The sequence below is a fragment of the Arthrobacter sp. AFG20 genome (genome assembly GCF_002892795.1).
Taxonomy (GTDB): domain Bacteria; phylum Actinomycetota; class Actinomycetes; order Actinomycetales; family Micrococcaceae; genus Arthrobacter.
This window is the reverse complement of the sequence record NZ_PJMC01000007.1, coordinates 207,226-233,716: the sequence shown is the minus strand read 5'-3', so window position 1 is coordinate 233,716 and position 26,491 is coordinate 207,226. Positions and strand designations below refer to the sequence as shown.

Sequence of the window (26,491 nt, the reverse complement as noted above, 5' to 3'; positions counted from 1 at the left end):
CTCAACCACACCAACACCGGCGCTGAACAGCGCAAATCGTGGGCCCGGACCCCGGCGCTAACCCGCCCCACACATGGACCCTTCAAGAGCCAATATTCAGATGAGGCGCAACAAGCGTCAGGATAGGGTCCGGAGTCCTATTTTTTGGCACTCAGCGGTCGAGGCCTAAGAGCCAACTCTGACACTCGGGATAACATCCATAGTGTAGTTGCTTGTACTACAAGTAACTAACTTGTATCCTAGGTGAGCGGGCGATGTTGCCCCTACTTCCCAAGGAGAACCCATGAGCACCGTCGATTTGATCCGGCACGTCAAGCTTTCCACCGCACGCCTTCCGTTGGCTGTCCCGATCAGCGACGCCAAGGTATTCACAGGCCGCCAGAAGCCCATGACCGAGGTCGTTTTCCTCTTCGCTGAAATCACCACGGAACAGGGCCACACCGGCCTCGGCTTCAGCTACTCCAAGCGTGCGGGCGGCCCCGCCCAGTACGCCCACGCCAAAGAAGTTGCCGAAGGGATCATCGGCGAGGACCCCAACGACATCGGCAAGCTCTACACCAAGCTCCTCTGGGCCGGCGCCTCCGTGGGCCGCTCCGGCGTCGCCACCCAGGCCCTCGCCGCGATCGACATCGCCCTCTACGACCTCAAGGCCAAGCGCGCCGGGCTCCCCCTGGCCAAACTCCTGGGCTCCTACCGCGACTCCGTCCAGACCTACAACACCTCCGGCGGCTTCCTGAATGCCACCCTCGACGAGGTGAAGGCCCGCGCCACGCAGTCCGTCGAAGAGGGAATCGGCGGCATCAAGATCAAGGTCGGCCTCCCGGACTCCAAGGAGGACCTGCGCCGCGTGGCCGGCATCCGCGAACACATCGGCTGGGACGTGCCCCTCATGGTCGATGCCAACCAGCAGTGGGACCGCGCCACGGCACTGCGCATGGGCCGCCAGCTCGAAGAATTCAACCTCATCTGGATCGAAGAGCCGCTGGACGCCTACGACTTCGAGGGTCACGCCCACCTCGCCCAGGTATTGGACACCCCCATCGCCACCGGCGAAATGCTCGCCTCCGTGGCCGAACACAAGGGCCTCATCGCCGCCAACGGCTGCGACATCATCCAGCCCGACGCGCCGCGCGTCGGCGGCATCACCCAGTTCCTCCGCCTGGCGGCCCTCGCCGACGAACGCGGCCTCGGCCTGGCACCACACTTCGCGATGGAAATCCACCTGCACCTGGCGGCCGCGTACCCGCGCGAACCGTGGGTGGAGCACTTCGACTGGCTGGACCCGCTGTTCAACGAACGCCTCGAAACCAAGGACGGCCGGATGATCGTTCCTGACCGCCCGGGGCTCGGCGTCAGCCTCAGCGACCAGGCCCGCGCGTGGACCACCGAGACGATGGAATTCGGCGCGTAACCTTGAATCCATGAGCCGGAACCTGACCGCGGACCTCGCCGCCGACCTTCGCACCCGCATCGTGGACGGCGTCATCCAGCCCGGCGAAAAGCTTCCGAGCGAAAACACCCTCATCGGCGAGTTCGGCGTCAGCCGCACCGTGGTGCGGGCCGCACTGACCCGGCTCCAGGCCGAGGGTCTCGTGGAAACCGAACGAGGGCGGGGCAGCTTTGCGCTGACCCCGCCCACGGGAAGTCCGACGTCGGGCCAGCCCACCAGGGCTGTGGTCACCGCCGAGGACCGGCTGCACCTGCTGGAATTCCGGATGGGCGTCGAAACCGAAGCGGCAGCGCTTGCCGCCGGAAAGCGGACCGAACGGCAGCTGAACGCCATCCGCCAGGCGCTGGCGGAGTTCACGGACAGCGGCGAGCATCCCGCCCACGCCATGAAGGCGGACTTTGAGTTCCACAAAGCCGTCGCGGCAGCCTCCGGAAACCCCTTCTATTCGGACTGCCTCACCTCCCTGGGCCAGACCATGATCGCGATGCCGCGCACCCGGCTGCTGACCGGCGTCGAGCATTACGCGCGGGACCACTTCGAACAGGTGGTCCACGAACACGGCTCCATTTTTGCCGCGATTACAGACGGTGACGGAGCCGCAGCGTCCGCGGCGATGCGCAACCACCTAGCCAACTCGCGGCGCAGGCTCAAGGCCAGGAGGGAATAGGCTCCCGGCAGTAGTTCCCTGCGGGTATCACATCATGCAATATGCGTGTTGGACGGGCATGAATCCTACTGCTTACAGTTAATACGTGCTGTGGCGAGGACCACAACGGCCTGCCCCATAGTCCCCACAGCTGATCTTGCTGCTCTATCAAAGAGGATTCCCCCATGCAGTCTGTAGACACCGCTGTCACGGATCTGGCTTCGGCCATGAAGAAGTTTTTCCGGCGCGTGCTGCCCATCATGCTGGTCATGCTCGTGTGCAACCAGCTGAACAGGTCCAACATCGGCTACGCCCAGGATCATCTGCAGGCTGACGTCGGCATCGGCGCAGCGGCCTACGGCTTCGGTGCCGGGCTGTTCTTCATCGCGTATGCCATTTTCGAGCTTCCGAGCAACGTCATGATGGAAAAGTACGGCGCCAAGATCTGGCTGACCCGGATCATGATCAGCTGGGGCATCGTGTCCTTCCTGATGGCGTTCGTCCAGAACGAGACGATGTTCTACGTTCTGCGGTTCCTGCTCGGTGCTGCGGAAGCAGGCTTCTTCCCGGCCGTCATCTTCTACTTCGCCCGCTGGGTCCCCGCCGGCCAGCGCGGCAAGGCGACCGCCGTCTTCATCGCCGGGTCCTCGGTGGCAGCTGCGCTGTCCGGCCCAATCGCCGGCCTGCTCCTGAGCCTGCACGATGTCCTGGGCCTGCGCGGCTGGCAGTGGCTGTTCGGCTTCGAAGGAGTGCTCTCCGTTGTCGTTGGCATCACCGTATTCTTCTTCCTGGATGCAAAGGTTCAGGATGCCAAGTGGCTCACGGCCGGCGAAAAGTCGGCTCTCACAGCAACCATCGCCCGGGAGGACGCCCAGCACACGACGGCCAACGGCAAGCAGGACGGCAAGGTCAACCGCTGGAAGATGCTCCTCAACCCGCAGATCCTCCTGCTGTGCGGGATCTACTTCTCCGTGCAGCTTTCCATTTATGCGAACACGTTCTGGCTGCCGACCATCGTCAAGCAGATCCCCGGCACCACGGATCTGAGCGTTGGCTTCCTCTCCTCCATCCCCTGGGTATGCGCCGTCTTCGCCATGTACTTCGCGGCCAAGTGGCAGGACAAGGCAAAGTCCAAGCGCCCGCTGCTGGTCGCCGCACTCCTCGTGGCCGCAGTCGGCACCCTCGCCGCAGCCGTCGCCTCCCCGGTCCTTGCCCTGGTATTCCTGGCCGTCGCCGCCATGGGCTTCAAGAGCGCATCACCGCTGTTCTGGACCATCCCGCAGTCGACCCTGCACCCGCTGGTCCTGGCCCCCGCCATCGCCATCATCAACTCCCTGGGCAACCTCGGCGGCTTCGTGGCACCGTTCGGGTTCGGCATCATCAAGGAGCAGACCGGAAGCGTTGTGCCTGGCCTGTTCGCCCTGGCGGCAGCATCGACGGTGGCAGCCATCCTGGTGTACTTCCTCAAGGAGCGGAAGCCAGCCTCCGACGTCGCGGAGAAGGCATCGGCGCCTGGCGAAGCACGGCTGGAGCCGTCAACAGCGAAGTAGGCCGCCCTTCGTTACAGTCACTGTCCTGAGCCCTCGGGGCGGTTGTCGGAATTCCGGCAACCGCCCCGAGGCGTTTTAACAACGCCGTCGAGGGCTGACGGGCCGGCTAACCCCACACAGGCCCGAAAACAAGAAAGGACCCCGGGAAATCATTGATTTCCCGGGGTCCTGATGCGTGCGCGAGGGGGGATTTGAACCCCCACGCCCTTTCGGACACTGGCACCTGAAGCCAGCGCGTCTGCCGTTCCGCCACTCGCGCGCAACTTCTCCCACTAAGCCCAACCGGTAACCGGTTTTGCACCTCGTGAAAGCAGCGAGATCAAGCATAACGGACATTCCCTGCAAATTCCTAATCGGGGCGTTGCAGCCGCCTTGCGGCATGTTTTTCCCCGGCAGGGCCGCGGATGCGACAGCCCTCGACACCACCACGGAGGCAAGGTTTCGGCCTGTGATCGCCCCCACATCCACCGGGGAAACGTGAACGAATCGGGTTCCCGGCGCGTTGTGGATTAAGGTCTTTCGCAGGCGTGGCAAGTAGTATCGGATACATAGGCGCCCGCTTCCGGCGGGCACGGTGTTTTGTTGTGACCGCATCGCCAGAACGAGTTCCACGGGACGCACTGTCCCTCAGCAGCAAGGAAAGGAGAGGACCATGGGTTTGCTGGACAAGGTCGAACGCGGCATTGAAAAGGCCGTCCGCGGCGTCTTCTCCACCGGCTCCAAAGCCCAGGTTGAGCCCGTGGAAATCGCGAGCCGCCTCCGCCGCGAAGTGGACCACAAGGCCATCACCATCGCCGCCGGACGCACCCTGGTGCCTAACATCTTCGACGTGCTCCTGAGTGACGAGGATTTTCAGCGCGCCCAGGAATGGGGAACTCCCCTGGCCGAGGAACTCTGCGACGTCGTGATCAACCATGTCCGCAGCCAGGGCTACATCCTCCAGGGACCGGTCCGCATTTCTTTCCGCCGGGACGAATCCCACCGGGCCGGCGACTTCGAGATCACCTCCAAAACCGAGAAGTCCTCCGGTTCAGCGCCGGCCGCGCCGGCTGCTCCGCGGGCTAACGTGCCGGCAGCGCCAAGCCGCCAGCCAGTCCGCCTCCAGCCTGTCCTGGACATCGACGGACAGCGGTATTCACTCAATGCGCACTCAGTCGTCCTGGGCCGTTCATCAGAGGCTGACATCCTGGTGGACGACACCGGAGTCTCCCGTCGGCATCTGGAAATCCAGACCCACGGCGGCACCACCACCGCCGTCGACCTGGGCTCCACCAACGGCAGCTACGTCAACGGACACAAAGTGGCCGGCAGCATGGAGCTCACGGACGGCTCCACCATCACGATGGGACGGACCAAAATCATCTTCCGCCTCCTGCCCGCCAACAATGGCGGCCGCCCATGAGCGAACTGACCATCACAGCCCTGCGCTTCGGGTTCCTGCTTCTTCTTTGGGTTCTCATCTTCAGCATCGTCTCAGCCATGCGTCGCGATCTCATGATTGGCCGCAAGGCGGCCACCGGAGCCCCCACGGCACGGCAGGTGCGGAAGAACCCGGAACTCGCCGAACCTGCCCCCGCGCCGGCAAAGCAGCAGGCCCGCCAGCTGCTCGTCACCGAAGGCCCGCTCAAGGGCCGTACAGTCCCGCTGGCTGCCAGCCCCATCCTGCTGGGGCGCGCGCAGGAGGCCACCCTGGTACTCGAGGATGACTACGCTTCGGGCAGGCACGCCCGGCTCTTTCCACAGGGAAGCCGCTGGTTCATCGAGGACCTCGGCTCCACCAACGGCACCTATCTGGCCGAACAGCAGCTCACCAGGGCCCTGCCCGTGGACCTTGGTGTACCCGTGAGAATCGGCAAGACGGTCATTGAATTGAGGCCGTAGCCATGGCCGCTCCGGACATGCCCGCGGGCGAGGTGCCAGCCTCGCCTCGGCCCCTCATCCTGCGGTATGCGGCGCGTTCTGACGTCGGCCGCATCCGCGCTAAGAACGACGACTCCGCCTACGTGGGCCGGCATCTGGCCGTCGTGGCGGACGGCATGGGCGGCCACGCCGGCGGCGATGTTGCTTCCGCCGCCACTGTCCTGGACATGATCCATCTGGACACCGACGACTACGATGACGACGCCGGCACCGTGCTGGCCGACGAGATCCAGACCGCCAACTCGCTGCTTTCGGAACTGGTTCACATCAATCCCAAGCTGGCGGGCATGGGCACCACCGTGACTGCCCTGCTGCTGGCCGAGGGCAAGCTCCATTTCGCCCACATCGGTGACTCCCGCGCCTACCGCCTGCGCGACGGCGAGTTCGAGCAGATCAGCATCGACCACACCTTCGTCCAGCGCCTCATCGACGAGGGCAGGTTGCGCCCCGAAGAAGCGGAAACCCATCCGCACAAGAACGTCCTGATGCGCGTCCTCGGCGACGTCGATGCGAGCCCCGAACTGGACCTCGCCACCATCGAGGTGCAGCCCGGAGAACGCTGGCTGCTCTGCTCCGACGGTTTGAATTACGTCGCGGGCCACGTCGTGGAGCGCACCGTGCGGGAAACGCCGAATCTGAGCGAATGCGTCGAGACGCTCGTTGACCTCACCCTCGAGGCGGGCGCGCCGGACAACGTCACCGTTGTCATGGTGGAAATCGTGGAGGAAACGCCCGACGACGTCAGCACGGCCGCCGTCGACATCGTCCCTGACGCCGAACAACCGGAAGCGATCACCGGGACGAAGCCTGCGGCCCCGGCTGAGCCAACCGCCGCCCCGGGTTTCGAACCAGCCGCTTCGGGGCCAGCGGAAGCGAAGCTTGGATCCACGGATGCTTCCGCCCCGCCGGCCGCAGTTCCGGCGTCCGGCGACTCCGCGTCTGAACGGACATCCGGGTCCGACGCGACAGGCGAGGGTTCCGACAAGCCGCCGTCGAACGAACCGGCTACCAGCACTGATCCGCATCTGGGCGAGCATCTGTCCGCGGAGGTACTGCGCGAGGAGCTGTCCTCCCGGCCCCACATCCTCGTCGGCGCAGCCGTCGCTGCCGCCGAGACCGGTTCCATCCCCACCATTGCCGGCCGCACCGTCGCGCGCCGCGCCGCAACCGTCCTGACGCACAAGTCAGACAATGCCCGCGAAGAGGCCGAGGAGTTCACGCCGGTGAGGCGTCCGCGCCGCTGGCTCACCCTGGGTGTTGCGGGCGCCGCACTCCTGGTCCTCGCCGTCGGGCTCTGGCTCGGTTACGCCTGGACCCAGACACGCTACTACATCGGTGAATTCGACCAGCGGGTGGCCATCTTCAACGGCGTCTCCCAGCGTCTCGGCCCCGTTCAGCTCTCCACCCTGGAAGCGGTCACGGACATCCGGATGGATTCGCTGCCCCAGTTCTCACAGCAGCGGGTCCGGCAGACGGTCCCCGCGCGGGATTTGTACGACGCCCAGCGGATCGTCAAGAACCTTGAGCGCACGGGAAGCACCGCACCCTCGGATGAATGCCTGACTGCGTCTCCAACGGCCTCGGACTCGGCCTCGCCGAAGGCTACGGCATCAGCCACGGCCAAGGCCTCCGCCACTCCAAAGCCGACAACCACGTCCCCGAAGGCGACCACAACCGCCAAGCCAACGGCATCGGCAACAGCCGGAGCCTCGGCCGGACCCACCCCAACCGCAACCTGTGAGGGGGGCCAATGAGCCACGCCGACACCATGCCCAAACCCCGGCGCAACGTGGAACTGCTGTTGCTCGTGCTCGCCCTGTCAGTCAGCATCGGCGCCAACGCACTGATCAGCATCGACGAACAGACCTCGCTGGACACGGACTTCTGGTTCCAGTCCAGCCTGCTCGCCGTGGCGTCCCTGGTGTTCCATGTGGTCCTCCGGCTCCGCGCCAAGTATGCCGATCCGGTAATACTTCCGCTGGTCGTTGCACTGAACGGCCTCGGCCTGGCGATGATCCACCGGCTCGACGCTCCGGGCGAAGACACCGGCAACAACCAGCTGCGCTGGACCGTCATCGCCATGGCCGTTGCCATCGCCGTGATCTGGTTCCTCAAGGACCACCGTGTCCTGCGCCGCTTCACTTATATTTCCCTGGCCGTCAGCGCGCTGCTCCTGATACTTCCGCTGGTCCCCGGCATCTCCGCCGGCGAGATCCTCGGCGCCCGGGTGTGGATCCGCCTCGGTCCGATGACCTTCCAGCCCGGTGAGGTCGCCAAGATCACCCTCGCCATATTCTTTGCCGGATATCTTTCCTCGAACCGCGACCTCATCATGCTGGCCGGTCGCAAGATCGGCCCCATGCAGTTCCCCCGGTTCAAGGACATGGGACCCATGATCACGGCCTGGCTCGTAAGCATCGGCGTGCTGATCTTCCAGCGTGACCTCGGATCGTCCGTGCTGTTCTTCGGCCTGTTCATCGTGATGATCTACGTGGCCACCAGCCGCATCAGCTGGGTGGTCATCGGCCTCACCCTGATCCTCGGCGGCGGCTTCGTGGCGTCCAAGGTCTTCTCGCACGTTGGCCTGCGCATCGACAGCTGGCTCAATGCCTTCACCGAGGAAGTCTTCGGCCGTTCCCCCGGCGGCAGCGGCCAGATCGTGGAAGGCCTTTTCGGCATGGCCAGCGGCGGGCTCGTGGGCACCGGCCTCGGACAGGGCCGGCCCAACCTGGTGCCGTTCGCCAACAGCGACATGATCATCGCCTCCTTCGGCGAGGAACTGGGCCTGATCGGCCTCTTCGCCATCGTGATGATGTACCTGCTGCTCTTCACCCGCGGTTTCCGTGCGGCCCTCGGCACCCGCGACGCCTTCGGCAAGCTCCTCGCCTGCGGCCTGTCCTTCGCGGTAGCGCTGCAGTGCTTTGTGGTGATCGGCGGCGTCACGCGGCTGATTCCGCTGACCGGCCTCACCACGCCGTTCCTGGCCGCTGGTGGCTCCTCGCTGCTGGCCAACTGGATCATCGTTGGCCTGCTGCTGATGATCTCTCATACGGCCCGCGGCCCGGTGGACACCTCACCGATGCAGCCCGGCCGCACACCTGAGGCGCAAAAGCCGGCGCCGGTGACAGCCGCAGGAAGCCGGCAGGACCGGAACACCACCCAGACTCTCCCAGACGCTCCCACCGAGGCGGTGAAACACCTGTGAACCAGGCCATTCGACATTCATGGATCGCCGCGATCGCCATGTTCGCCCTGATTTTCGGTGCGATCAGCTACGTCCAGGTGGTGGGCGCGGACGAGCTCAAGGCCAATCCGTGGAACAGGCGAGCCATACTGCAGAACTACTGCAATGACCGGGGAGCGATCCTCGTAGGTGGCTCCGCCATCGCCGAATCCGTCCCGGGCAATGAATCCTGCAAGTTCCAGCGCCGGTACAACCAGCCCGAGCTGTATGCCGGGCTGACCGGATACTTTTCCCGGAGCTACGGGGTCACCGGCCTCGAAGGCGCCATGGATGCCCAGCTGGCCGGAAGCGCGGACCAGCTCTTCTTCGACCGGATCGGACAGCTCTTCCTGGGCAACCAGCCCAAGGGCGCATCTGTCGAGCTGACCATCGACCCCAAGATCCAGAAGCTGGCGTACGACCTCATCCCGGACGGCCAGCGGGGGTCGATCGTCGTGACCGACCCCAAGACGGGCAACATCCTGGCCATGGTCAGCAAGCCTTCCTATGATCCCAACCTCATCGCCACCCAGGACGTCGCCAAGGAGCAGGCTGCTTACAACGCGGCCATCAAGGTCCCGGGCGTCAACCTGAACCCCTCGGTCAGCGGCCCCACGGGTGCGCTGCTGGCACCGGGCTCGGTTTTCAAGCTGGTGGACACGGCAGCTGCCCTGAACTCCGGCAAGTACAACGCCGACAGCGTGTTGCCCAACCCGGCCCAGATGAGCTTCCCGGGCATCCAGTACCAGCTGCCCAACTACGCCGGCGGCAACTGCTACACCCGGAACACCGCGAGTTTCGCGTTCGCGCTGCAGCAGTCCTGCAACACGCCCTTCGCCAGTATTGCCCGCGATCTCGGGGAAAACGCGATAGCCCAGCAGGCCAGCAAGTTCGGCTTCAATTCAGGCCTCGGCGACCAGCTCAAGCTGGACTACGCCCCCAGCGTCTTCCCCTCGGACCTCGACGACGCCGGACTGGCGCAGTCCGCCATCGGCCAGCGTGACGTCCGTGCGACGCCGCTCCAGATCGCGCTGATGACCTCGGCCATTGCCAACAGCGGAGTGCAGATGGCTCCGAACCTGATCAAGGCCGTACGTTCACCGGACCTCCGCGTGATCGACGAACCGAAGCCGGTGGCTTTGCGGACCTCGACGACGCCGGAGATCGCCGGGCAGATCACCGACTGGATGACCAGCGTGGTCAGCGAGGGCATCGGCTCCGGCGCAGCCGTCCCGGGCGTCGAGGTCGCCGGCAAGACCGGCACCGCCGAACTCGGGGACGGCCTGAACAATTCTTGGTTTACGGGGTTCGCCCCGGCTAACGATCCGCAAGTGTCCGTCACCGTCGTCATGCAGGGCGTGGACATCACCACCGGAGCACAGCTAACCAGTCCGAACGCAAAGAGAATTTTTGAGGCGGTGTTGAATAAGTGAGGCCTACATCGGGAATCACCCTCGGCGGCAGATTCCAGTTGACCACGCGTATTGCGATCGGCGGCATGGGTGAAGTCTGGAAGGCCAAGGACCAGATCCTGGGCCGGATCGTGGCCATTAAGGTGCTCAAAGAGGAGTACACGGGTGACCCCGGCTTCCTCCAGCGGTTCCGCGCCGAAGCCCGCCACACCGCGCTCCTCAACCACGTGGGCATCGCCAACGTCTTCGACTACGGCGAGGAGGAAGGCTCCGCCTACCTCGTGATGGAGCTGGTCCCCGGCCAGCCGCTGAGCAGCATCATCGAACACGAGCAGGTGCTCTCTCCGGACCGTACGCTGTCCATCATGGCGCAGACGGCGCGGGCCCTGTCGGTGGCCCACGCCCAGGGCCTGGTGCACCGTGACATCAAGCCCGGAAACCTGCTCATCATGCCGGACGGGCGGGTCAAGGTCACCGACTTCGGCATCGCGCGCCTGGCGGACCAGGTGCCGCTGACCCAGACCGGACAGGTCATGGGCACCGCCCAGTACCTCGCTCCCGAACAGGCCACCGGCCAGACCGCCACCGGCGCCTCGGACATCTACTCGCTCGGCGTCATCGGCTACGAGTGCCTCACCGGGCACCGGCCGTTCTCCGGCGAATCGCAGATCGCCATCGCCCTGGCCCAGGTTAACGACGCGCCGCCGCCCCTGCCGGAGTCGCTGCCCAAGCCGGTCCGGGCGCTCCTGATGTCCATGCTGGCCAAGGACCCGAAGAACCGTCCGGCCAACGCCATCAAACTGGCCGAGGCAGCAGAGGCCATCCGCAACGGTGACATCTCGGCAGCCCACGCCGCTGTTCCCGGCATGCTCCTGTACGAAGGGGGCACCGGCGCCATGACGGCCCCGGTTAATATCGCCACGGCGCCAACCGGCGTGATCGGCTCGGAGAAAAGCCCGACGGCGGCCACCTCGGCGCTGCCCGTGCTCGGCGCGGCAGCCGCCGGTGCTGCCGCCGGCGGAGCCGCTGCTGCTGCCGCCGGGAACCCCTCGGATGCCGCCCCCACGCGGGCGGGGAGCACACTGTCGCGTGCCGATGCCCTGGCCGCCGAGCGCACTTGGGACCAGGAAGAGGACCAGTACGCGGCACCGTACGACGGCGAACCCGCCGATGAGCCCGAGCGGCGTAAGCGCAGCCCGTGGACGTGGCCGCTGATCGCCCTGATCCTGCTGGTGCTGTTCGCCGTCGCCGGCATCCTCCTGAGCCAGGCCGGCTTCCTGTTCCCGGGCCAGAGCCCTGCAGCCACCACGTCGAGCACACCCAGCCGCAGTGTGAGCACCAGTTCCACGCCCACGCCTACCCAGACGTCGGCGACTCCGACGCCGACGCCCACACCGACGCCGACGCAGTCCACTCCCGCAGCCATCAACGTGATTCCGGAGGCGTACCTCGGCAAGCAGTTCAGCGATGTCCGGGCAGAACTGATCGCGCTCGGCCTCAAGGTTGACGGCAAGGCAGTGTCCAACCCGGCTCCTCCCGGCACGGTCACAGACCTCAACCCGTCAGGCCCGCTGCAGGCCGGCGACACAGTCACGGTCACGTACTCCAAGGGCCCGGAACAGATCAAGGTCCCGGACATCAGCACGGGCAGTAGTGAGGCCGAGGTCCAGTCAGCCATCGAGAAGGCCGGTCTGCGCTGGCAAAAGGGTGCTGACGAGGCGGGCGATCCCGGCCAGGACGCTGGAACGTTTGTCCGCTCCGAGCCCGAAAGCGGCCGGGAGGTCGCTGCCGGATCGGTTGTGACCTATCACCTGTCCCAGGCACTGATCCCGACGCCGTCAGCCACCCCCTCATCCACGCCGACTCCAAGCGGCTCGCCCAGCGGACCATAAGCCGTGACCACGCCGCGAACTCCGTCACACCGGGAAGACAACATCCCGGTGACAAGTCAGCGCGTCCTGAGCGGACGCTATGAACTTGGCGATGTCATCGGCCGCGGGGGCATGGCCGATGTGCACCGTGGCCTGGATACCCGCCTGGGCCGGACGGTCGCGATCAAACTGCTCCGCCCCGATTTGGCCCGCGACCCCCAGTTGCAGGCCAGGTTCAAGCGCGAGGCCCAGGCCGTCGCAGCCCTGAACCATCCGTCGATCGTGGCCATTTACGACACGGGCGAACACACCGTGCCGGGAGACGGGCACGACCAGGTCCGCGTTCCCTACATCGTCATGGAGTTTGTGGCGGGCAAGACGCTCCGGGACCTGATCAGGGCAAGTGACATCACCATTGACCAGGCGGTGGAGTACACGCTGGGTGTCCTCTCGGCACTGGAATACAGCCACAAGGCCGGGATCGTGCACCGGGACATCAAACCGGCGAATGTGATGTACTGCGCGAACTCGGACATGGTCAAGGTGATGGACTTCGGCATTGCCCGCGCTGTGGCCGATTCCTCCGCAACCATGACGCAGACCCAGGCGGTGGTGGGCACCGCCCAGTACCTGTCGCCGGAGCAGGCGCGCGGCGAGGCAGTGGACGCCCGCAGCGACCTGTACTCGGCAGGCTGCCTGCTGTACGAAACGCTGACCGGCCGCCCACCGTTCGTGGGTGAAAGCCCCGTATCAGTGGCGTACCAGCATGTCCGCGAGAGGCCGGAACCAGCCAGCAACTTCAATCCGGAGATCTCCGGAGCGCTGGACAGCGTGCTGGAAAAGGCGCTGCAGAAGAACCGTGCTGACCGTTTCCAGGACGCCGCGGCCTTCCGCCGTGCGCTACGGGCCGCCAAGAACGGGATCCCGGTTCCGGCATTGTCGCCAAGCGAAGCGCCGACGGACCCTAATGACATTCCTGAGCCGCACCGCACGCCGCCCACCGAAGCGTTTTCCATGACCGGAGCCAGCTTCCTCGACGACGCTCCAGCGGGCCGGCTGCGTCGCACCCGGGACTCGGACGTTGATGCGTCCGTGCTGCCGACGGAGGCCGCGGCGGTCTACGAGACGGCCGAGCACGATGAACTTCCGCTGGGCCTGCCCCGCGAACGGGAGCGATCGGGCTTACAGAAGTCCCGCCGTCGGGCATGGATTACGACCTTCGTAATCTTCACGCTCCTGGTGCTGGCCGGCGGCGGCCTGTGGTTCTACAACTTCCTCAACCAGCCGCCTGCCGAACCGGCGCGCGTCGCGATTCCCGCGGTGGAGAAACTCTCGGAATCAGAGGCGCTGCAGGCGCTCTACGACGCGAAGCTGCGGCCGCAGATCAAGCGGGTGCAACACGACTCGATCACCAAGGGCACCGCCATCGGCACTGCGCCTCCGGCGGGATCGTCGCTGGAACCGGACTCGGAAATTGTCCTGAACATCTCGTCGGGCCCCAGTGCCGTCAAGATCCCGGAGACGCTGCCGGGACGGACGGAGGCGGCAGCCCGCGACATCCTGCGGCAGGCGGGACTGGTGGGCGCGCCGTCCACCACCATGGCCAACAGCGCCACTGTTCCGGCAGGCCTGGTGATCACCACCAAGCCTGCGCCGGGCCAGCAGGTGGCGGTGGGGAGCACCGTTGAGATTCTGGTGTCCACAGGCAAGGTCGCTATGCCGGAGCTTCGCGGCATGAACCGTGCCGAGGCCGAGGCTGCGCTCAAGGAGCTCGGCCTGGTTGCCGTCATCAGTGAGGTGGAGAACTCCCAGGTCCAGCCGGGCAAGGTGACCGGCCAGAGCGATCCGATCAACTCGCTTGTGGAGCAGGGCAAGGCCATCACCGTGACGGTGGCCAAGGCCCCGGCGCCCCCCGCACCCACCCCGACGCCGACGTCGACGCCGAGCCCCACGAAGGGAAAGTAGGGCTCGCCGAGCCGAATCCTAGTGCTGGATGAGGGGGCTGAGCTTGGCCGCCCGTTCGGCCGCACCCTTCATGCCAAGCGACTCGAGCCAGTTGCCCAGCATCTGGTAGCCGCCCTCGGTCAGCACGGACTCCGGGTGGAACTGGACGCCACACAGCGGCGCAGTGCGGTGCTGCAGCCCCATGATGACGCCGCTGGCGGTTTCCGCCGTGATCTCCAGAATCTCCGGAATCGTGTCCCGGACGGCGGCCAGGGAATGGTAGCGCGTGGCCGTCACGGGGGAGGGCAGGCCGGCAAAAACGCTGGCCCCGTCGTGCTGGACCAGGGAAGTCTTGCCGTGCATCAGCTCCGGGGCATGGGTCACCGTTCCGCCGTACGCCTCCGCAAGGGCCTGGTGCCCGAGGCAGACGCCAAACATCGGCTTCGTCTTCTCCCCGCACCAGCGGATCAGCTCGATGCAGACCCCCGCTTCGGACGGCGAGCCCGGACCGGGCGAGATGAGTATGCCGTCGCGCGCTTCTGCCATTTCGATGGCCTCGTCGAGGGTGACATCATCATTGCGGACCACTGTTGTTTCAGCGCCCAGCTCCTGGAGATAGCCCACCAGGGTGTAGACGAAGCTGTCGTAGTTGTCCACGACGAGAATCTTTGTTGTGCTCATGGGTTTCTTGGCGCACCAATCGTTGAGTCGGTGAATTGGGTGAACTGGGACATCCAGGGGAAAAGAAACTCGACCATCAGGAACACGGCCCCGGCAGCCAGCAGCAGCGATGTGAGGACGCGGAACCAGAGCGGGCCGGGAAGGTGACGGAAAATCCAGCCGTACATGCCTAGCCTTCCCCCCGTGCCCGTGCCACCTGGGCTGCGATCTCTGCGGGCGGCCCCGCCGACGCCGGCTGCCAACGGTCCAGCACCGAATAGGCGATGATCCGTTCCTCCGAGCCGAAGCGGGGATTGCAGCTGGTCATGGTGAGAAGCCTTTCGGTGGGGCGCACTCCGGGCTGGTTGGGCACCGGGAGAAGGACATCGGCTTCGCTGGGCAGAACAATGCGGTTATTGCGGAACACGTAGACGTAGTAACCGTCCCGCGTCTGGACATAGATCTCGTCCCCGGGAACCAGCGTGTGGATATTGTCCAGCACGGCGCCGTGTGTCTGCCGGTGGCCTGCCACGGCGAAATTACCCACGGCGCCGGGCATGGACGTGTTGCTGTAGTGGCCGAGGCCCAGGGTGTCCAGGACGTCGCCGCTGGTGCCCTCGACAATCGGCCGGGTGTAGTTCTCGCCAAACCGGGGAATGTACATGATCCCGATGGTTCCGCCGTGCCCGGGGGCTTCTCCCACCACTGGCGATCCGTAGTCCTTCGGGCCGGAAGCGGCCGTGCCGCCCGTCGCAGCCGGGGTGGGCGCGGGGGCCACCGGTCCACCCAGGTCCCTGGCAAAGTCCTTGACCGCGGCGGTTTGCTTGGCATCGGACTCCACGTTGGTCCACCAAAGCTGCCACGCGACAAACAGGAGCAGCACTATGCCGGCGGTGATGAGCAGCTCGCCGAAGATCTGGACGGCCTTCCGCAGGATTACGACGCCGGTTGCCGGCCCGGCGGTTGCCGTCACCTTCTCCTGCAGTACCACGCGATCTCCTCCAAGGCGGTTGCGGGGCACCGGCGCGGGCTGAACTACAGCTAGAATTGGCTGCTAGTAAGACTTCAGACCTGACCAAGAGTGTGCAGACCGCCGGTAATCCCCTTCCAGCAGGATATCAAGCCCCGGTCCCTCCTCTTGATTCAGCCGCCAAGGAGGACATGTGCCCGAGTCAAAGCCACGTAAGAAGACTGCCCGCCCGGCCGAGCCCGTTTCCACCGAGGCCTACAAGCCGAACCCGGTCTGGTTCAAGCCGGTCATGTTCGGCCTGATGATCATCGGTCTCCTCTGGATCATCACCTTCTACATCAGCGAGGGCCAGCTGCCTGTGCAGGCATGGGAGTCCTGGAACATCCTGGCCGGGTTTGGCATTGCGATCGTCGGCTTCCTGATGACCACCCGCTGGCGCTCCTGAACCGACGCCCATGACCGCAGAAGGCATCATCATCGGCGAGGATGGCCTGGCACGTCCGCTGTGGGCTTCCACGGATCCCCTTCTGCGTGAGTATTACGACACTGAGTGGGGCCTGCCGGTCCGGGACGAGCAAGGCCTGTACGAGCGCATCAGCCTCGAAGCGTTCCAGGCGGGCCTGTCCTGGGCCACGATCCTGCGCAAACGCCCCGCCTTCCGTGCTGCCTTCGACGACTTCCACCCCGAAACTGTGGCCGCCTTTACCGAGGCCGACGTCGATAGCCTCCTACAGGACCCCGGCATCGTGCGAAACCGCCTCAAGATCCGTGCGGCGATCACTAATGCCCGTGCCACCATCGCGCTGCGGGAGCAGGGCGGCCTCGTTGACTTTGTCTGGGCGTTCCAGCCGACCTCGACCCCTGCCCCCGTCACATACGCCGACGTGCCCACCACGTCCCCCGAGTCCGTCGCCCTCTCCAAGGCGCTGCGGAAGAAGGGCTTCGCCTTCGTGGGGCCCACCACCATGTTCGCCCTGATGGAAGCCATCGGCATGGTGGACACGCACCTGGTGGACAGCCACCGCAGGGGAACCTCAGGCGTCTGGGCCTGACGGGTCCGGCGCCGCACCGGTGCCCTGCACCCATCGTCCACGCATGTTGGTAAAGATATCCACAGTGTTGATAACTTCACCGACTGCAGCCCGCTAAAAACACGCTGCGGGCCCGGCTGGCCGCGCCTGGATGACCAAACTTGCATTTTCGAAGTTATTAACAGTTGTGGAAATGACTGTGGAAAACCTGGCGTTTCAGCCCTTTTGAGGCCGGACTGGATGCTGGCTGGTGATGGACACGCGGTTGAAGGCGTTCATCGCGATGGCCAGCCAGCTCACCGCTGAGTACTGCTCGTCGGTGAGGTGTTCCCGCGCGTAGGCGTCCTCCAGCTCGCGGGTGCGGGCATCGGGGAGAACCGTGATGCTCTCGGCCAAGGCCAGCGCCGCACGCTCGTGGTCCTCAAACACGGCGGTGTCGCGCCAGGCTGGCAAGACGGCCAGTCGCTGCGTGGACTCGCCGCCCTTGACGGCATCGGCGACGTGCATGTCGAGGCAATACGCGCAGCCGTTGATCTGCGATATCCGGACATTGAGCAGCTCGATGAGCTTTTCGTCCAGGCCGGCTTCAAGCACCGCCTCCTTGGCCTTCAACCCGAGCCCATTCAGCGCCCGCCAGGCCGCGGGGTGGTGCTTGTCCAGGAAGAGGTGGCTGTGGGTAGTCAAGTCATTGCTCCTTGAGGTCGCACGGGTTGACCCCGGTGGCTGTCAGTCAGACTACACGGGTGCGCTTCGCGCAGCGGCGGGTTATCCACTTAGCAACAGGCGGCTACCCACAAGTTATCCACACATGGGGAAAACTTGTGGGTAGCGGCGACGGGAACGCCAGAATGTAGGCGATATGGAGCTTCCGAACCATCGGCTGACACATCTGTGGGTTATTAACAGTGTGAATAACCCTGTTGAAAGGACGCCTGTTAATCCCCTTCACCGGCGCTGAGGTGCCCGCTTATGCCCAGGACGCCCCGCTCCGGCCTGATTTGGGCAAAGTTGTCCACTTAACCACAGGGGAGGGCGTCTAAGTTATCCACAGGTGTGGACGGATGCGTGCAAAATGACTGAAAGCGGCCCCCCAGCCCGCGATCTCGCGGGCCAGCCGTTGACTTACAACAGTGTAAGTTATTAACAGTGTGGATAACCGCTGTGGAAAACTCGCCCGGCGGCGTGCGTTCCCAGCCGCGGCCAGTGGACACAAAAAATGCCCCCGCTTCGGAAAGCAGGGGCATTAGAGGATGGGCCGCACCATGAGACCGTTAGAAGCCGTCAGGACACCACAAGCACGCGATACCAGGAAGCCACGGCCAGCAGGGCCAGAACGAGCGCCAGCCCTCCGGCCTGCAGGATGTTGCGCCGCGGGCCGCGCGGGGCGTAGGCAATGACGGCTGCGCACATGGCGCCGGTAATAAAGCCGCCCAGGTGGGCCTGCCAAGCGATCTGCGGCACCATGAAGCCGATGACGCCGTTGATGGCGATGAGCACCCAGAGCTGTCTCGTCTCACCGCCCCGGTGCCGCTGGACCACCAGCATGGCGCCGAACAGTCCGAAAATCGCGCCGGAAGCACCGACCAGGCCCACAGGTCCGCCCTCGGGCAGGATCGGCGTCATAAGCAGGTATCCCACCGATCCGCCAATGGCGGACAGAAGGTACACAGCAAGGAAGCGGATCCGTCCCAGCAACGGTTCCAGTGCCTGGCCGAAAATCCACAGGGTGTACATGTTCAGGACGATGTGGAGCAGGAAGCCCTGGGAGTGCAGAAAAGCGGAAGTAAGCATGCGCCATGGCTGGAACACGCCGTACTCGGGCGTTGCGTAAACCGACGCATAAGCGAGGGTCCGGAACACCGCGTTTCCGGGAAGCACCCACTGCAGAACAAACAGGAGTGCACACGCCGCGATGATGGCGAACGTTACTACGGGCTTGCCGGATGCAATGGCGCCGCCATAGACGGTCCGAGCGGTCGGCGTCGTACGCTTTGCTTCGTTGACGCAGTCAATGCATTGGAATCCGACGGCGGCCGCGCGCTGGCACTCAGGGCATGCCGGCCGCCCGCAACGCTGGCAGCTGACATACGAGGGCCGGTCCGGGTGCCGGGGGCACACCGGTGCCTGCGCTGACGGCTCCGCCGCCGGAGTTCCGTAGCTCATGTGGCTAGAGCTGCTCGATGTCGATGCTGTTGATGGTCACATCTTCAACCGGGCGGTCGCCCATGCCGGTGCGGACACCTTCAATGGCGTCCACAACCTTCTTGGATTCCTCATCGGCGACTTCGCCAAAGATGCTGTGCTTGCCCTGCAGCCAGTCCGTGGGGATGGTGGTGATGAAGAACTGTGAACCGTTGGTTCCCTTGCCCATCTGGATGCCGGCGTTGGCCATGGCCAGTTTGTACGGTGCGCTGAAGCTCAGCTCGGGGTGGATCTCGTCGTCGAAACGGTAGCCCGGTCCGCCGGTGCCGCGGCCCAGCGGGTCGCCGGCCTGGATCATGAAGTCCTTGATGATCCGGTGAAAGATGGTGCCGTCATAGAGCGGCGTCCCGGTCTTGTCCTCGCCGGTCTCCGGGTGGGTCCAGGCCTGTTCGCCGGTGGCCAGTCCCACGAAGTTCTTAACGGTCTTGGGCGCGTGGTTGCCGAAGAGGTTCACGACGATGTCGCCGAGGCTGGTGTGGATGGTTGCTTTTGCAGTTGCTGAGGCAGTCATAGGGCCATTCTTTCACGGCGGGTCAACGCGAACCGGGGCGGTAAAGACAGTTCCGCGCTCGGTGAAATCCACCGTGAATCCGCCGGATCGATAGCAGGCTGGCTGTTCGTGCACGTAGGCTAACAACAGAACCGTCACATTAATCGGGAGGTAGTTGTGAAGAAATCGGATCGTATTGCCCGCGAACTGGAGTTGTCGGTCAGTTCTGCAGTTGAGAACGCTAAAGACCGCGTGGAGGCAGCAGTGGACTGGGCAGTTCCCCGCCTGCAGCAGGGCCTCGACACCGCTTCCCCCAAGATCCAGGAGGGGCTCAAGGTGGCGGCACACAACCTTGCCGACGGCGTCGCCACGGTGACGCCCCGGATCCAGGACGGCCTGGCACAGCTTGCACCTAAGATCCACGACGTCGTGGAGGGTGCGACGCCGCGCATGCACGAGGCCCTGGACCGGGCGACGCCCGTCATCACCCAGGCCCGCGACCGAGTCGTGGTGGAATACCTTCCCCGGTTCTCCGACCAGATCGGAACCGCTTCCGAGGTGGTCCACCGGACCCTTGAGGGCACACCGGCACGCATTGACGCGGTGGCCCAGCGGCTCGGCGACGTCGGCATCATCCACACCATCCAGGAACAGGCACAGGTGGCTGGCGGGCACCTGAAGTCAGCCGCAAGCGAGGCCAGCCGGGCAGTCTCGGGCAAGACGCTGGTGGTGGAGCCGCCGAAGCCGAAGAAGCGCGGGCTCCTCATTGTCGGCGTGATCACCGCGGCCGTGGCTGCCGGGGTTGCGGCGTGGAAGGCTTCCAAGCCCGTCGAGGACCCCTGGAAGACCCCCGCACCCGTAACGCCCGCACCGTCAACCCAGGAAGTCACCACCCCCGCGGCGTCCGCCACCGGTGTTGGATCGGCTGCGGAGACGCCGGCACCGGTTCCCGCCGCAACCACGTCGGCTTCCTTGGAAGAGTTGGCCTCCTTGGAAGAGGACGAAGCGGACACTTCCGCTGACAAGGCAAAGCACGTTGCCGAGGACGCGGACTCCGACGCCGGTGAAGTTGCCACCGATGCCACGCCCGCGGTGAAGAACATCGCATCCGATATCGAAAACGGTGCAGACAAGAAGTCGTAGCCACTTGCCTGTAAGGCAGTGCCAGGAGGGGTTCCGCAGTTGCGGGGCCCCTCCTGGCGTCGGTGCGGTCGTATCCGCGCATCGCTCTGCCTGACAGGCACGGTGCCGCCGGGATGGAAAGCATCGGTGCTAAGTTTGACGTGATGTCACCCGATAGATCCGCAGAGGATGCCTTGACTGACGCTGAGCCGCCGCGCGTATCGATTGTTATCCCGGCCTACAACGAGGAAGGTGTCATCCGGCAGTGCCTCATCGCGGCGGTGTACCAATCGGTTCCGGCGCACGAGATCATCGTGGTGGACAACATGTCCAAGGACCGCACGGCGTCGATCGTCACGCAGATGCAGCAGGAGTATCCGGAGAGTCCCATCATCCTGCTCCGCCAGGACAGGGAGCAGGGACTCATTCCCACCCGTAACTTTGGCCTGGACCACGCGACCGGGGACATTCTGGGACGGATCGATGCCGACTCGGTGGTGGAACCCGACTGGGTGGAGCAGGTGCAAAAGGCCTTCGAGGACCTTTCCACCTCCGCTGCCACCGGCCCCGTAGTTTATTACGACATGCCTATGCGGCGTTTCGGCCTCAAAGCGGATGACAAGATGCGCCAGCTGATGCTGAAGCTGGCCAAGCACCAGTACCACTTCCTGTTCGGGTCCAACATGGCCCTCCGCCGGTCCGCATGGGAAACCATCCGCAGCGAATGCTGCCGGGACGAAAGAGACGAGATGCACGAGGACATCGACCTGTCCCTGCATCTCGCTGACCACGACCTCAAGGTCCAGTACTGGCCACAGATGGTCTCCGGGATGTCGGCCCGCCGGCTCGAGGACTCACCCCGCGATTACCGCTACTACGTGACCCGCTTCGACCGCACCTACAAGGCCCACAACGTGAAGAAGATGGCCCTCAAGGCGCCCATGGTGGTGTTTTTCTCCGTGTATTTCCCCGCCAAGCTCCTGCGCGCCATCCACACCGTCAACACCAGCCAGCCAGTTCGCCGCGGAGGCCAGTAGCACCACGGAGGGCCCGGCGCCGTCAGTCAGCCCCCAGCTCCGCCAGCGGACGTTCCTCCGGCGGCGTGCTCCGCCCGGCCTTGCCATTTCTTTGCCCGGTCACCACGACGGCGAGGCCCACGAGAATGAGCGCCAGCCCGGCGTAGGTGCCCGCCGGGAGTGTCTCGTTCAGGAATACTGCGGCGAGAAGGGCCGCACCGGGTATTTCCAGCAGGATGATCATGGACACCAGCAGCGGGCTCATGGTGGCCAGCAGGTGGTTGAATGCCGTATGCCCCACGAGCTGGGCACACACGGTGATGGCCAGAATCCCGAGCCAGCCGCCGGCGTCGAACCCGGACAGGGGCTGGTTGGTGGAGATCGCCAGCACCGCGACCAGGACAGCACACATGCCGTAGCAGAGGGACGTGTAGGTTCCGGTGGTCATGCTCTGGCGGGCCCGGCCGCCGGCGAGGGTGTATATTCCCGCGAGGAGTCCGCCGGCCATGGCCAGGAGGTCGCCCAGCAGGGCATCGGGGGAGGTTCCCATGTCGAAACCCGTGATGGCCACGACGCCGCCGAAGGCGATGCCCAGGCCCACCAGGACCTGCCAGCGGTGCCGCACGCCGCGGAAGAGCTGAATGATGGCGATCCAGGCGGACTGCAGGCAGACGAGGGCCGTAGCGGCTGCCACGGAGGTCAGCTGCAGGGACGTGATGAAGCAGGCGAAGTGGAGTGCCAGGGCCACGGCCGCAACGAGAGACCAGCGGAACTCATAGCGCCCGATGCGGCCGAACTGGCGCGGTTCCCGGACCAAGGTGGGGGTGGCCATGACGGCTGCTGCGATGGCGTTGCGCCAGAAGGCGATGGCAAGGGCCGTGACTGTGGTGGCGCCGAGTGTGGCGGCGATCAGCGGTCCTGACGAGGCCACACCCAGGACGCCCAAGGCAGCAAGGAAGAGATTCACGCTTCCACAGTAGTGTGCCCCGCCGGTTGAGCCACTCGAGACCAAGGGAGAGGCACCTAACAAGGCAAAGCAAAAGGTCCCGGCCGTTTCCGACCGGGACCTTCCTTATGGTGGAGGCACGGGGACTCGAACCCCGAACCCCCTGCTTGCAAAGCAGGTGCGCTACCAATTGCGCCATGCCCCCATAAGAAGCAACCCGTCTATCATACCCTAGTTCCGGAGCCTGGCTTACCAGCCTCCGCACCGGGATCCGGGCTATTCAACCTTGTCGGTTGATTCGCTCCAGACTGTTTTCCGGGCTTCGGATTCCTGCACCTTTTTCTTGTAGAGGAGGGCGCCTGCGATTGCAGCTGCAATGACCAGCAACTTCTTCACATGCACCCCGTTCTGGCTTGATCCCTAGGGAATCCGGCCTAAACCTCGTCTTGAACCTGTGCAGGTTCCGTGGGCGTACCAGGACTTGAACCTGGGACCTCTTCGTTATCAGCGAAGCGCTCTAACCGCCTGAGCTATACGCCCCGATGCCTCATCGGGCCGAGACATGACTCTACAGCACATCCCGGCCCGATCTCAAATCGAGGCATTCCACCGGAGTTTTTCCGCGGAAATACGGGTTTTTAGTCGTCGGTGAGGGTCACGCCGATACCCCCGACAAGCGTTGCCGAGATGTTGTACAGAACGGCCGACAGCATGGACAGGGCGGTCAGCAGGACCACGTTCACGACGGCAATAATGGTCGCGAAGGACGCCACCTGGCCAAGCGATGCGACCTTCTTCAGTTCGAAGCCGCCGCCCTCGGAACCGGCGAGCGTTCCCAGCAGGCTGTCCACCTGGTCGAAGATGCCAGTCAGGTCCAGCACGGTCCACAGAACGATTGCGGCCACGACTGTGACGATACCGAGCGCGACGGACAGCAGGAACGCCATCTTCAGGACGGACCAGGGGTCAACCTTGCTGACCAGAAGCCGTGCGCGGCGCACCTTGGCCTTCGGAGCCGGCTTGACCAGCCCCTGTGCACCCGGCGCGCCTTGGGGGCGCTGTCCGGGGGCTGCCGGGCGCTGGGCCGGCGCCGCCGGCCGCTGGCCTTGTCCTGCCGGCGCCGGGCGCTGTCCCGCACCTGCTGGGCGCTGCCCCGGAGGGCCCGACGGCGTGGCCGGGCTTTGCTGGGGACGCACCGGGGCGTTCACCCGGGGAGCGGACGCCGGCTGACGCATCCCGCCGGGACCATTACTGCTCGGTTTGGGAAATGAGTCGGAATTACTCACTCGTTACCTCCGGTGTTGTCTTCGTTCGCCTCAGCATCGCCGGACGTTCCTTCTGCTTCATCGGCCAGTCCTGAAGCCGCCTCTGCGGATTCCACGCCTGGTCCGGCATCTTCAGCCAACGTTACGTCATCGGCAGCGATAGCCAAGATTTCTGACGCACTCGGTTCATCGGTGTGGTCGGCTTCGGATTCACGCTCTGCGCTGGCTTCAACTTCCTCCTCGAGGCCGCGTTCGGTGTTGCGGGCCACTTCGATGATGCGGTCATTCTTGTCCGGCTTCGCGAAGATGACGCCCATCGTGTCGCGGCCCTTGGCGGGGACGCCGGCCACGGATGAACGGACCACCTTGCCGCCGCCCATGACCACGAGGACTTCGTCTTCCTCCTGCACCACCAGGGCGCCCACCAAATCCCCGCGTTCCTCGGCGAGCTTGGCCACCTTGATGCCGAGGCCGCCGCGGCCCTGCAGCCGGTATTCCTCGACGGCGGTGCGCTTGGCATAGCCGCCTTCGGTCACCACGAATACGTAGGAGCCCTCGGCCACCACGTTCATGGCGAGCAGTTCGTCGTCCTCCCGGAACTTCATGCCTGTCACGCCGGACGTGGCACGTCCCATAGGCCGGAGTGCGTCATCGGTCGCCGTGAAGCGGATCGACTGGCCCTTCCGCGACACCAGCATGAGGTCGTCCGTCTCGGAAACCAGCTGCGCGGAGACCAGTTCGTCCTCATCCCGGAGGTTGATGGCGATGACGCCTGCGGACCGGTTGGTGTCGTAGTCCTCCAGCCGGGTCTTCTTGACCAGGCCGCGCTTGGTGGCCAGCACCAGGTACGGTGCGTGCTGGTAGTCCTTCAGGTCCAGCACCTGGGCAATATGCTCGTCCGGCTGGAAAGCCAACAGGTTTGCCACGTGCTGGCCCTTGGTGTCGCGGCCGCCCTCGGCAAGTTCGTAGGCCTTGGCCCGGTATACCCGACCAAAGTTGGTGAAGAAGAGCAGCCAGTGGTGGGTGGTGGTCACGAAGAAGTGTTCCACCACGTCATCGCCGCGCAACTGGGCGCCCTTGATGCCCTTGCCGCCGCGCTGCTGCGAACGGTAGTTGTCGCTCCGCGTGCGCTTGACGTAGCCGCCGCGGGTGATGGTGACCACGACTTCCTCTTCGGGAATGAGGTCTTCCATGGACATGTCGCCGTCGTAGCCCATCAGGATCTGGGTGCGGCGGTCGTCCCCGTGCTTGGCCACGATCTCGGCGAGTTCCTCGCTGATGATCGAGCGCTGGCGTTCCTCCGAAGCGAGGATCGCGTTGTATTCGGCGATCATCGATTCGAGCTCGGCGTGGCGGTCCTGGATCTTCTGGCGTTCCAGGGCAGCCAGCCGGCGGAGCTGCATGTCGAGGATGGCACGGGCCTGGATCTCGTCGATTTCCAGCAGCTGCATCAGGCCATCGCGTGCTGCCTCCGTAGTGCTCGAGGCGCGGATCAGGGCGATGACCTCGTCCAGCATGTCCAATGCCTTGAGGAGGGCCCGCAGGATGTGCGCTTCTTCCTCGGCCTTGCGCAGGCGGTAGCGCGTGCGCCGGGCGATGACATCCAACTGGTGGGTAACCCAGTGCCTGATGAAGGCATCGAGGCTGAGAGTGCGCGGCACTCCGTCCACGATCGCCAGCATGTTCGCGCCGAAGTTCTCCTGCAGCTGGGTGTGCTTGTAGAGGTTGTTCAGCACCACCTTGGCGACGGCGTCGCGCTTCAGGACGATGACGAGGCGCTGCCCGGTGCGGCCGGACGTCTCATCGCGGAGGTCCGCGATGCCCTGGACTTTTCCGTCCTTGACCAGTTCGGCAATCTTGATGGCCAGGTTGTCCGGATTGGCCTGGTAGGGCAGCTCGGTGACGACGAGGCAGGTCCGCCCCTGCAGCTCCTCGACGTTGACCACAGCGCGCATGGTGACGGAGCCGCGGCCGGTGCGGTAGGCGTCCTCGATGCCCTTGTGGCCCAGGATGGTGGCGCCAGTGGGGAAATCTGGTCCCTTGATGCGCTTCAGCAGTTCCTCGAGGAGTTGCTCGCGGCTGGCGGTCGGGTTGGCCAGGTACCACTGGACGCCGTCGGCCACCTCGCGGAGGTTGTGTGGCGGGATGTTGGTGGCCATGCCGACGGCGATGCCCGAGGACCCGTTGACCAGCAGGTTGGGGAACCGCGCCGGGAGGATGGTGGGTTCCTGGTTCTTGCCGTCGTAGTTGTCCTGGAAGTCGACGGTCTCCTCGTCGATGTCACGGACCATCTCCATGGCGAGCGGCGCCATCTTGGTTTCCGTGTAACGCGGGGCCGCGGCACCGTCGTTGCCGGGTGAGCCGAAGTTGCCCTGGCCCAGCGCCAGCGGGTAGCGCATGGTCCAATCCTGGATCAGGCGCACCAGGGCATCGTAAATCGCCGTATCGCCGTGGGGGTGGTACTGGCCCATGACCTCGCCCACCACACGGGCACACTTGTTGAAAGCACGGTCCGGGCGGTACCCGCCGTCGAACATCGCGTACAGCACGCGGCGGTGGACGGGTTTCAGCCCGTCACGTACGTCCGGCAGCGCACGGCCGACGATAACGGCCATTGCGTAGTCGAGGTAGGAGCGCTGCATCTCCGTCTGCAGGTCCACCTGCTCCACGCGGTCGACCAGCACGTCGCCCTCCAGCACCGGCTCCGTGGCGTCGGGAGACTCGGCCGGGACCTCGGGTGTTTCATCACTCATAGTCTATATTTTCCGTTTCA

General features: G+C 65.0%; 23 protein-coding genes and 3 tRNA genes. 14 read left to right on the top strand and 12 right to left on the bottom strand.

Features of this window, described 5'->3' with window-relative positions:
• The first annotated feature begins 283 nt into the window (after positions 1–283).
• The 3 genes from CXZ05_RS10895 (at position 284) to CXZ05_RS10885 (ending at position 3,646) form a co-directional block, all read left to right on the top strand.
• The gene (locus CXZ05_RS10895; RefSeq protein WP_102972617.1) at positions 284–1,411 is read left to right on the top strand and encodes a mandelate racemase/muconate lactonizing enzyme family protein; all 1,128 of its coding nucleotides are present in this window, start codon (positions 284–286) and stop codon (positions 1,409–1,411) included.
• 10 nt (positions 1,412–1,421) lie between these two features.
• On the top strand, positions 1,422–2,117 hold the full coding sequence (locus tag CXZ05_RS10890) for a FadR/GntR family transcriptional regulator (RefSeq protein ID WP_102972616.1): 696 nt from the start codon (positions 1,422–1,424) through the stop codon (positions 2,115–2,117).
• A gap of 164 nt (positions 2,118–2,281) precedes the next feature.
• Positions 2,282–3,646 (top strand): MFS transporter, encoded by a 1,365-nt coding sequence (locus tag CXZ05_RS10885; protein ID WP_102972615.1) that lies wholly within the window; start codon positions 2,282–2,284, stop codon positions 3,644–3,646.
• A 176-nt stretch (positions 3,647–3,822) separates the two neighbouring features.
• Here CXZ05_RS10885 and CXZ05_RS10880 read toward each other — a convergent pair.
• Positions 3,823–3,905, bottom strand: a tRNA-Leu gene (locus CXZ05_RS10880).
• 393 nt (positions 3,906–4,298) lie between these two features.
• Between CXZ05_RS10880 and CXZ05_RS10875 the strand changes: the two genes are divergently transcribed.
• Genes CXZ05_RS10875 through pknB form a run of 7 tightly spaced genes read left to right on the top strand, consistent with a single transcriptional unit; the run spans position 4,299 to position 14,037 of the window.
• Positions 4,299–5,048, top strand: coding sequence for a DUF3662 and FHA domain-containing protein (locus tag CXZ05_RS10875; protein WP_102972614.1), 750 nt, complete (start codon positions 4,299–4,301; stop codon positions 5,046–5,048).
• Complete coding sequence (locus tag CXZ05_RS10870; RefSeq protein WP_102972613.1) at positions 5,045–5,527, top strand: FHA domain-containing protein; 483 nt, start codon at positions 5,045–5,047, stop codon at positions 5,525–5,527. The genes CXZ05_RS10875 and CXZ05_RS10870 overlap by 4 nt, the downstream gene beginning before the upstream one ends.
• A gap of 2 nt (positions 5,528–5,529) precedes the next feature.
• A complete protein-coding gene (locus CXZ05_RS10865) occupies positions 5,530–7,320 on the top strand; it encodes a PP2C family serine/threonine-protein phosphatase (RefSeq protein WP_102972612.1) in 1,791 nt (596 codons plus the stop codon).
• A complete protein-coding gene (locus CXZ05_RS10860; protein WP_102972611.1) occupies positions 7,317–8,771 on the top strand; it encodes an FtsW/RodA/SpoVE family cell cycle protein in 1,455 nt (484 codons plus the stop codon). The genes CXZ05_RS10865 and CXZ05_RS10860 overlap by 4 nt, the downstream gene beginning before the upstream one ends.
• Positions 8,768–10,222 (top strand): penicillin-binding protein 2, encoded by a 1,455-nt coding sequence (locus CXZ05_RS10855; RefSeq protein WP_102972610.1) that lies wholly within the window; start codon positions 8,768–8,770, stop codon positions 10,220–10,222. Before CXZ05_RS10860 ends, CXZ05_RS10855 begins: the two co-directional genes overlap by 4 nt.
• Positions 10,219–12,093 (top strand): protein kinase, encoded by a 1,875-nt coding sequence (locus tag CXZ05_RS10850; protein WP_102972609.1) that lies wholly within the window; start codon positions 10,219–10,221, stop codon positions 12,091–12,093. The genes CXZ05_RS10855 and CXZ05_RS10850 overlap by 4 nt, the downstream gene beginning before the upstream one ends.
• A gap of 48 nt (positions 12,094–12,141) precedes the next feature.
• The gene (pknB, locus tag CXZ05_RS10845) at positions 12,142–14,037 is read left to right on the top strand and encodes a Stk1 family PASTA domain-containing Ser/Thr kinase (protein ID WP_258006539.1); all 1,896 of its coding nucleotides are present in this window, start codon (positions 12,142–12,144) and stop codon (positions 14,035–14,037) included.
• An 18-nt stretch (positions 14,038–14,055) separates the two neighbouring features.
• Here the strand turns inward: pknB and CXZ05_RS10840 are convergent, their stop codons facing one another.
• The gene (locus CXZ05_RS10840; RefSeq protein ID WP_102972607.1) at positions 14,056–14,697 is read right to left on the bottom strand and encodes an aminodeoxychorismate/anthranilate synthase component II; all 642 of its coding nucleotides are present in this window, start codon (positions 14,695–14,697) and stop codon (positions 14,056–14,058) included.
• A gap of 169 nt (positions 14,698–14,866) precedes the next feature.
• Positions 14,867–15,667, bottom strand: a complete 801-nt coding sequence (locus tag CXZ05_RS10835) for a class E sortase (protein ID WP_102972606.1) — start codon at positions 15,665–15,667, stop codon at positions 14,867–14,869.
• Between the two features lie 172 nt (positions 15,668–15,839).
• Between CXZ05_RS10835 and CXZ05_RS10830 the strand changes: the two genes are divergently transcribed.
• Complete coding sequence (locus CXZ05_RS10830) at positions 15,840–16,091, top strand: cell division protein CrgA (RefSeq protein WP_102972605.1); 252 nt, start codon at positions 15,840–15,842, stop codon at positions 16,089–16,091.
• A 10-nt stretch (positions 16,092–16,101) separates the two neighbouring features.
• A complete protein-coding gene (locus CXZ05_RS10825; protein WP_102972604.1) occupies positions 16,102–16,698 on the top strand; it encodes a DNA-3-methyladenine glycosylase I in 597 nt (198 codons plus the stop codon).
• A 195-nt stretch (positions 16,699–16,893) separates the two neighbouring features.
• Here the strand turns inward: CXZ05_RS10825 and CXZ05_RS10820 are convergent, their stop codons facing one another.
• The 3 genes from CXZ05_RS10820 to CXZ05_RS10810 form a co-directional block, all read right to left on the bottom strand.
• Positions 16,894–17,361 carry a carboxymuconolactone decarboxylase family protein gene (locus tag CXZ05_RS10820; RefSeq protein WP_102972603.1) on the bottom strand — a complete coding sequence of 156 codons (468 nt, stop codon included), beginning with the start codon at positions 17,359–17,361 and terminating at the stop codon, positions 16,894–16,896.
• A 597-nt stretch (positions 17,362–17,958) separates the two neighbouring features.
• On the bottom strand, positions 17,959–18,840 hold the full coding sequence (locus tag CXZ05_RS10815; RefSeq protein WP_102972602.1) for a rhomboid family intramembrane serine protease: 882 nt from the start codon (positions 18,838–18,840) through the stop codon (positions 17,959–17,961).
• Positions 18,841–18,844: 4 nt separating this feature from the next.
• Positions 18,845–19,390, bottom strand: a complete 546-nt coding sequence (locus tag CXZ05_RS10810) for a peptidylprolyl isomerase (protein ID WP_102972601.1) — start codon at positions 19,388–19,390, stop codon at positions 18,845–18,847.
• Positions 19,391–19,546: 156 nt separating this feature from the next.
• Between CXZ05_RS10810 and CXZ05_RS10805 the strand changes: the two genes are divergently transcribed.
• Both CXZ05_RS10805 and CXZ05_RS10800 read left to right on the top strand, forming a co-directional pair.
• The gene (locus CXZ05_RS10805; protein ID WP_102972600.1) at positions 19,547–20,512 is read left to right on the top strand and encodes a hypothetical protein; all 966 of its coding nucleotides are present in this window, start codon (positions 19,547–19,549) and stop codon (positions 20,510–20,512) included.
• Between the two features lie 143 nt (positions 20,513–20,655).
• The gene (locus CXZ05_RS10800; protein ID WP_102972635.1) at positions 20,656–21,528 is read left to right on the top strand and encodes a glycosyltransferase family 2 protein; all 873 of its coding nucleotides are present in this window, start codon (positions 20,656–20,658) and stop codon (positions 21,526–21,528) included.
• Positions 21,529–21,550: 22 nt separating this feature from the next.
• Here the strand turns inward: CXZ05_RS10800 and CXZ05_RS10795 are convergent, their stop codons facing one another.
• From CXZ05_RS10795 to gyrA, 6 genes are all read right to left on the bottom strand, one after another.
• On the bottom strand, positions 21,551–22,474 hold the full coding sequence (locus CXZ05_RS10795; protein ID WP_102972599.1) for a DMT family transporter: 924 nt from the start codon (positions 22,472–22,474) through the stop codon (positions 21,551–21,553).
• Between the two features lie 108 nt (positions 22,475–22,582).
• Positions 22,583–22,658 (bottom strand) — tRNA-Ala (locus tag CXZ05_RS10790).
• Between the two features lie 71 nt (positions 22,659–22,729).
• Positions 22,730–22,849: a DLW-39 family protein gene (locus CXZ05_RS23275; protein WP_219726545.1), complete on the bottom strand. Its 120-nt coding sequence runs from the start codon at positions 22,847–22,849 to the stop codon at positions 22,730–22,732.
• A gap of 70 nt (positions 22,850–22,919) precedes the next feature.
• Positions 22,920–22,993, bottom strand: a tRNA-Ile gene (locus tag CXZ05_RS10785).
• A 98-nt stretch (positions 22,994–23,091) separates the two neighbouring features.
• A complete protein-coding gene (locus CXZ05_RS10780; protein ID WP_102972598.1) occupies positions 23,092–23,739 on the bottom strand; it encodes a DUF3566 domain-containing protein in 648 nt (215 codons plus the stop codon).
• The gene (gene gyrA, locus CXZ05_RS10775) at positions 23,736–26,471 is read right to left on the bottom strand and encodes a DNA gyrase subunit A (RefSeq protein ID WP_102972597.1); all 2,736 of its coding nucleotides are present in this window, start codon (positions 26,469–26,471) and stop codon (positions 23,736–23,738) included. Before gyrA ends, CXZ05_RS10780 begins: the two co-directional genes overlap by 4 nt.
• Positions 26,472–26,491: the final 20 nt, after the last annotated feature.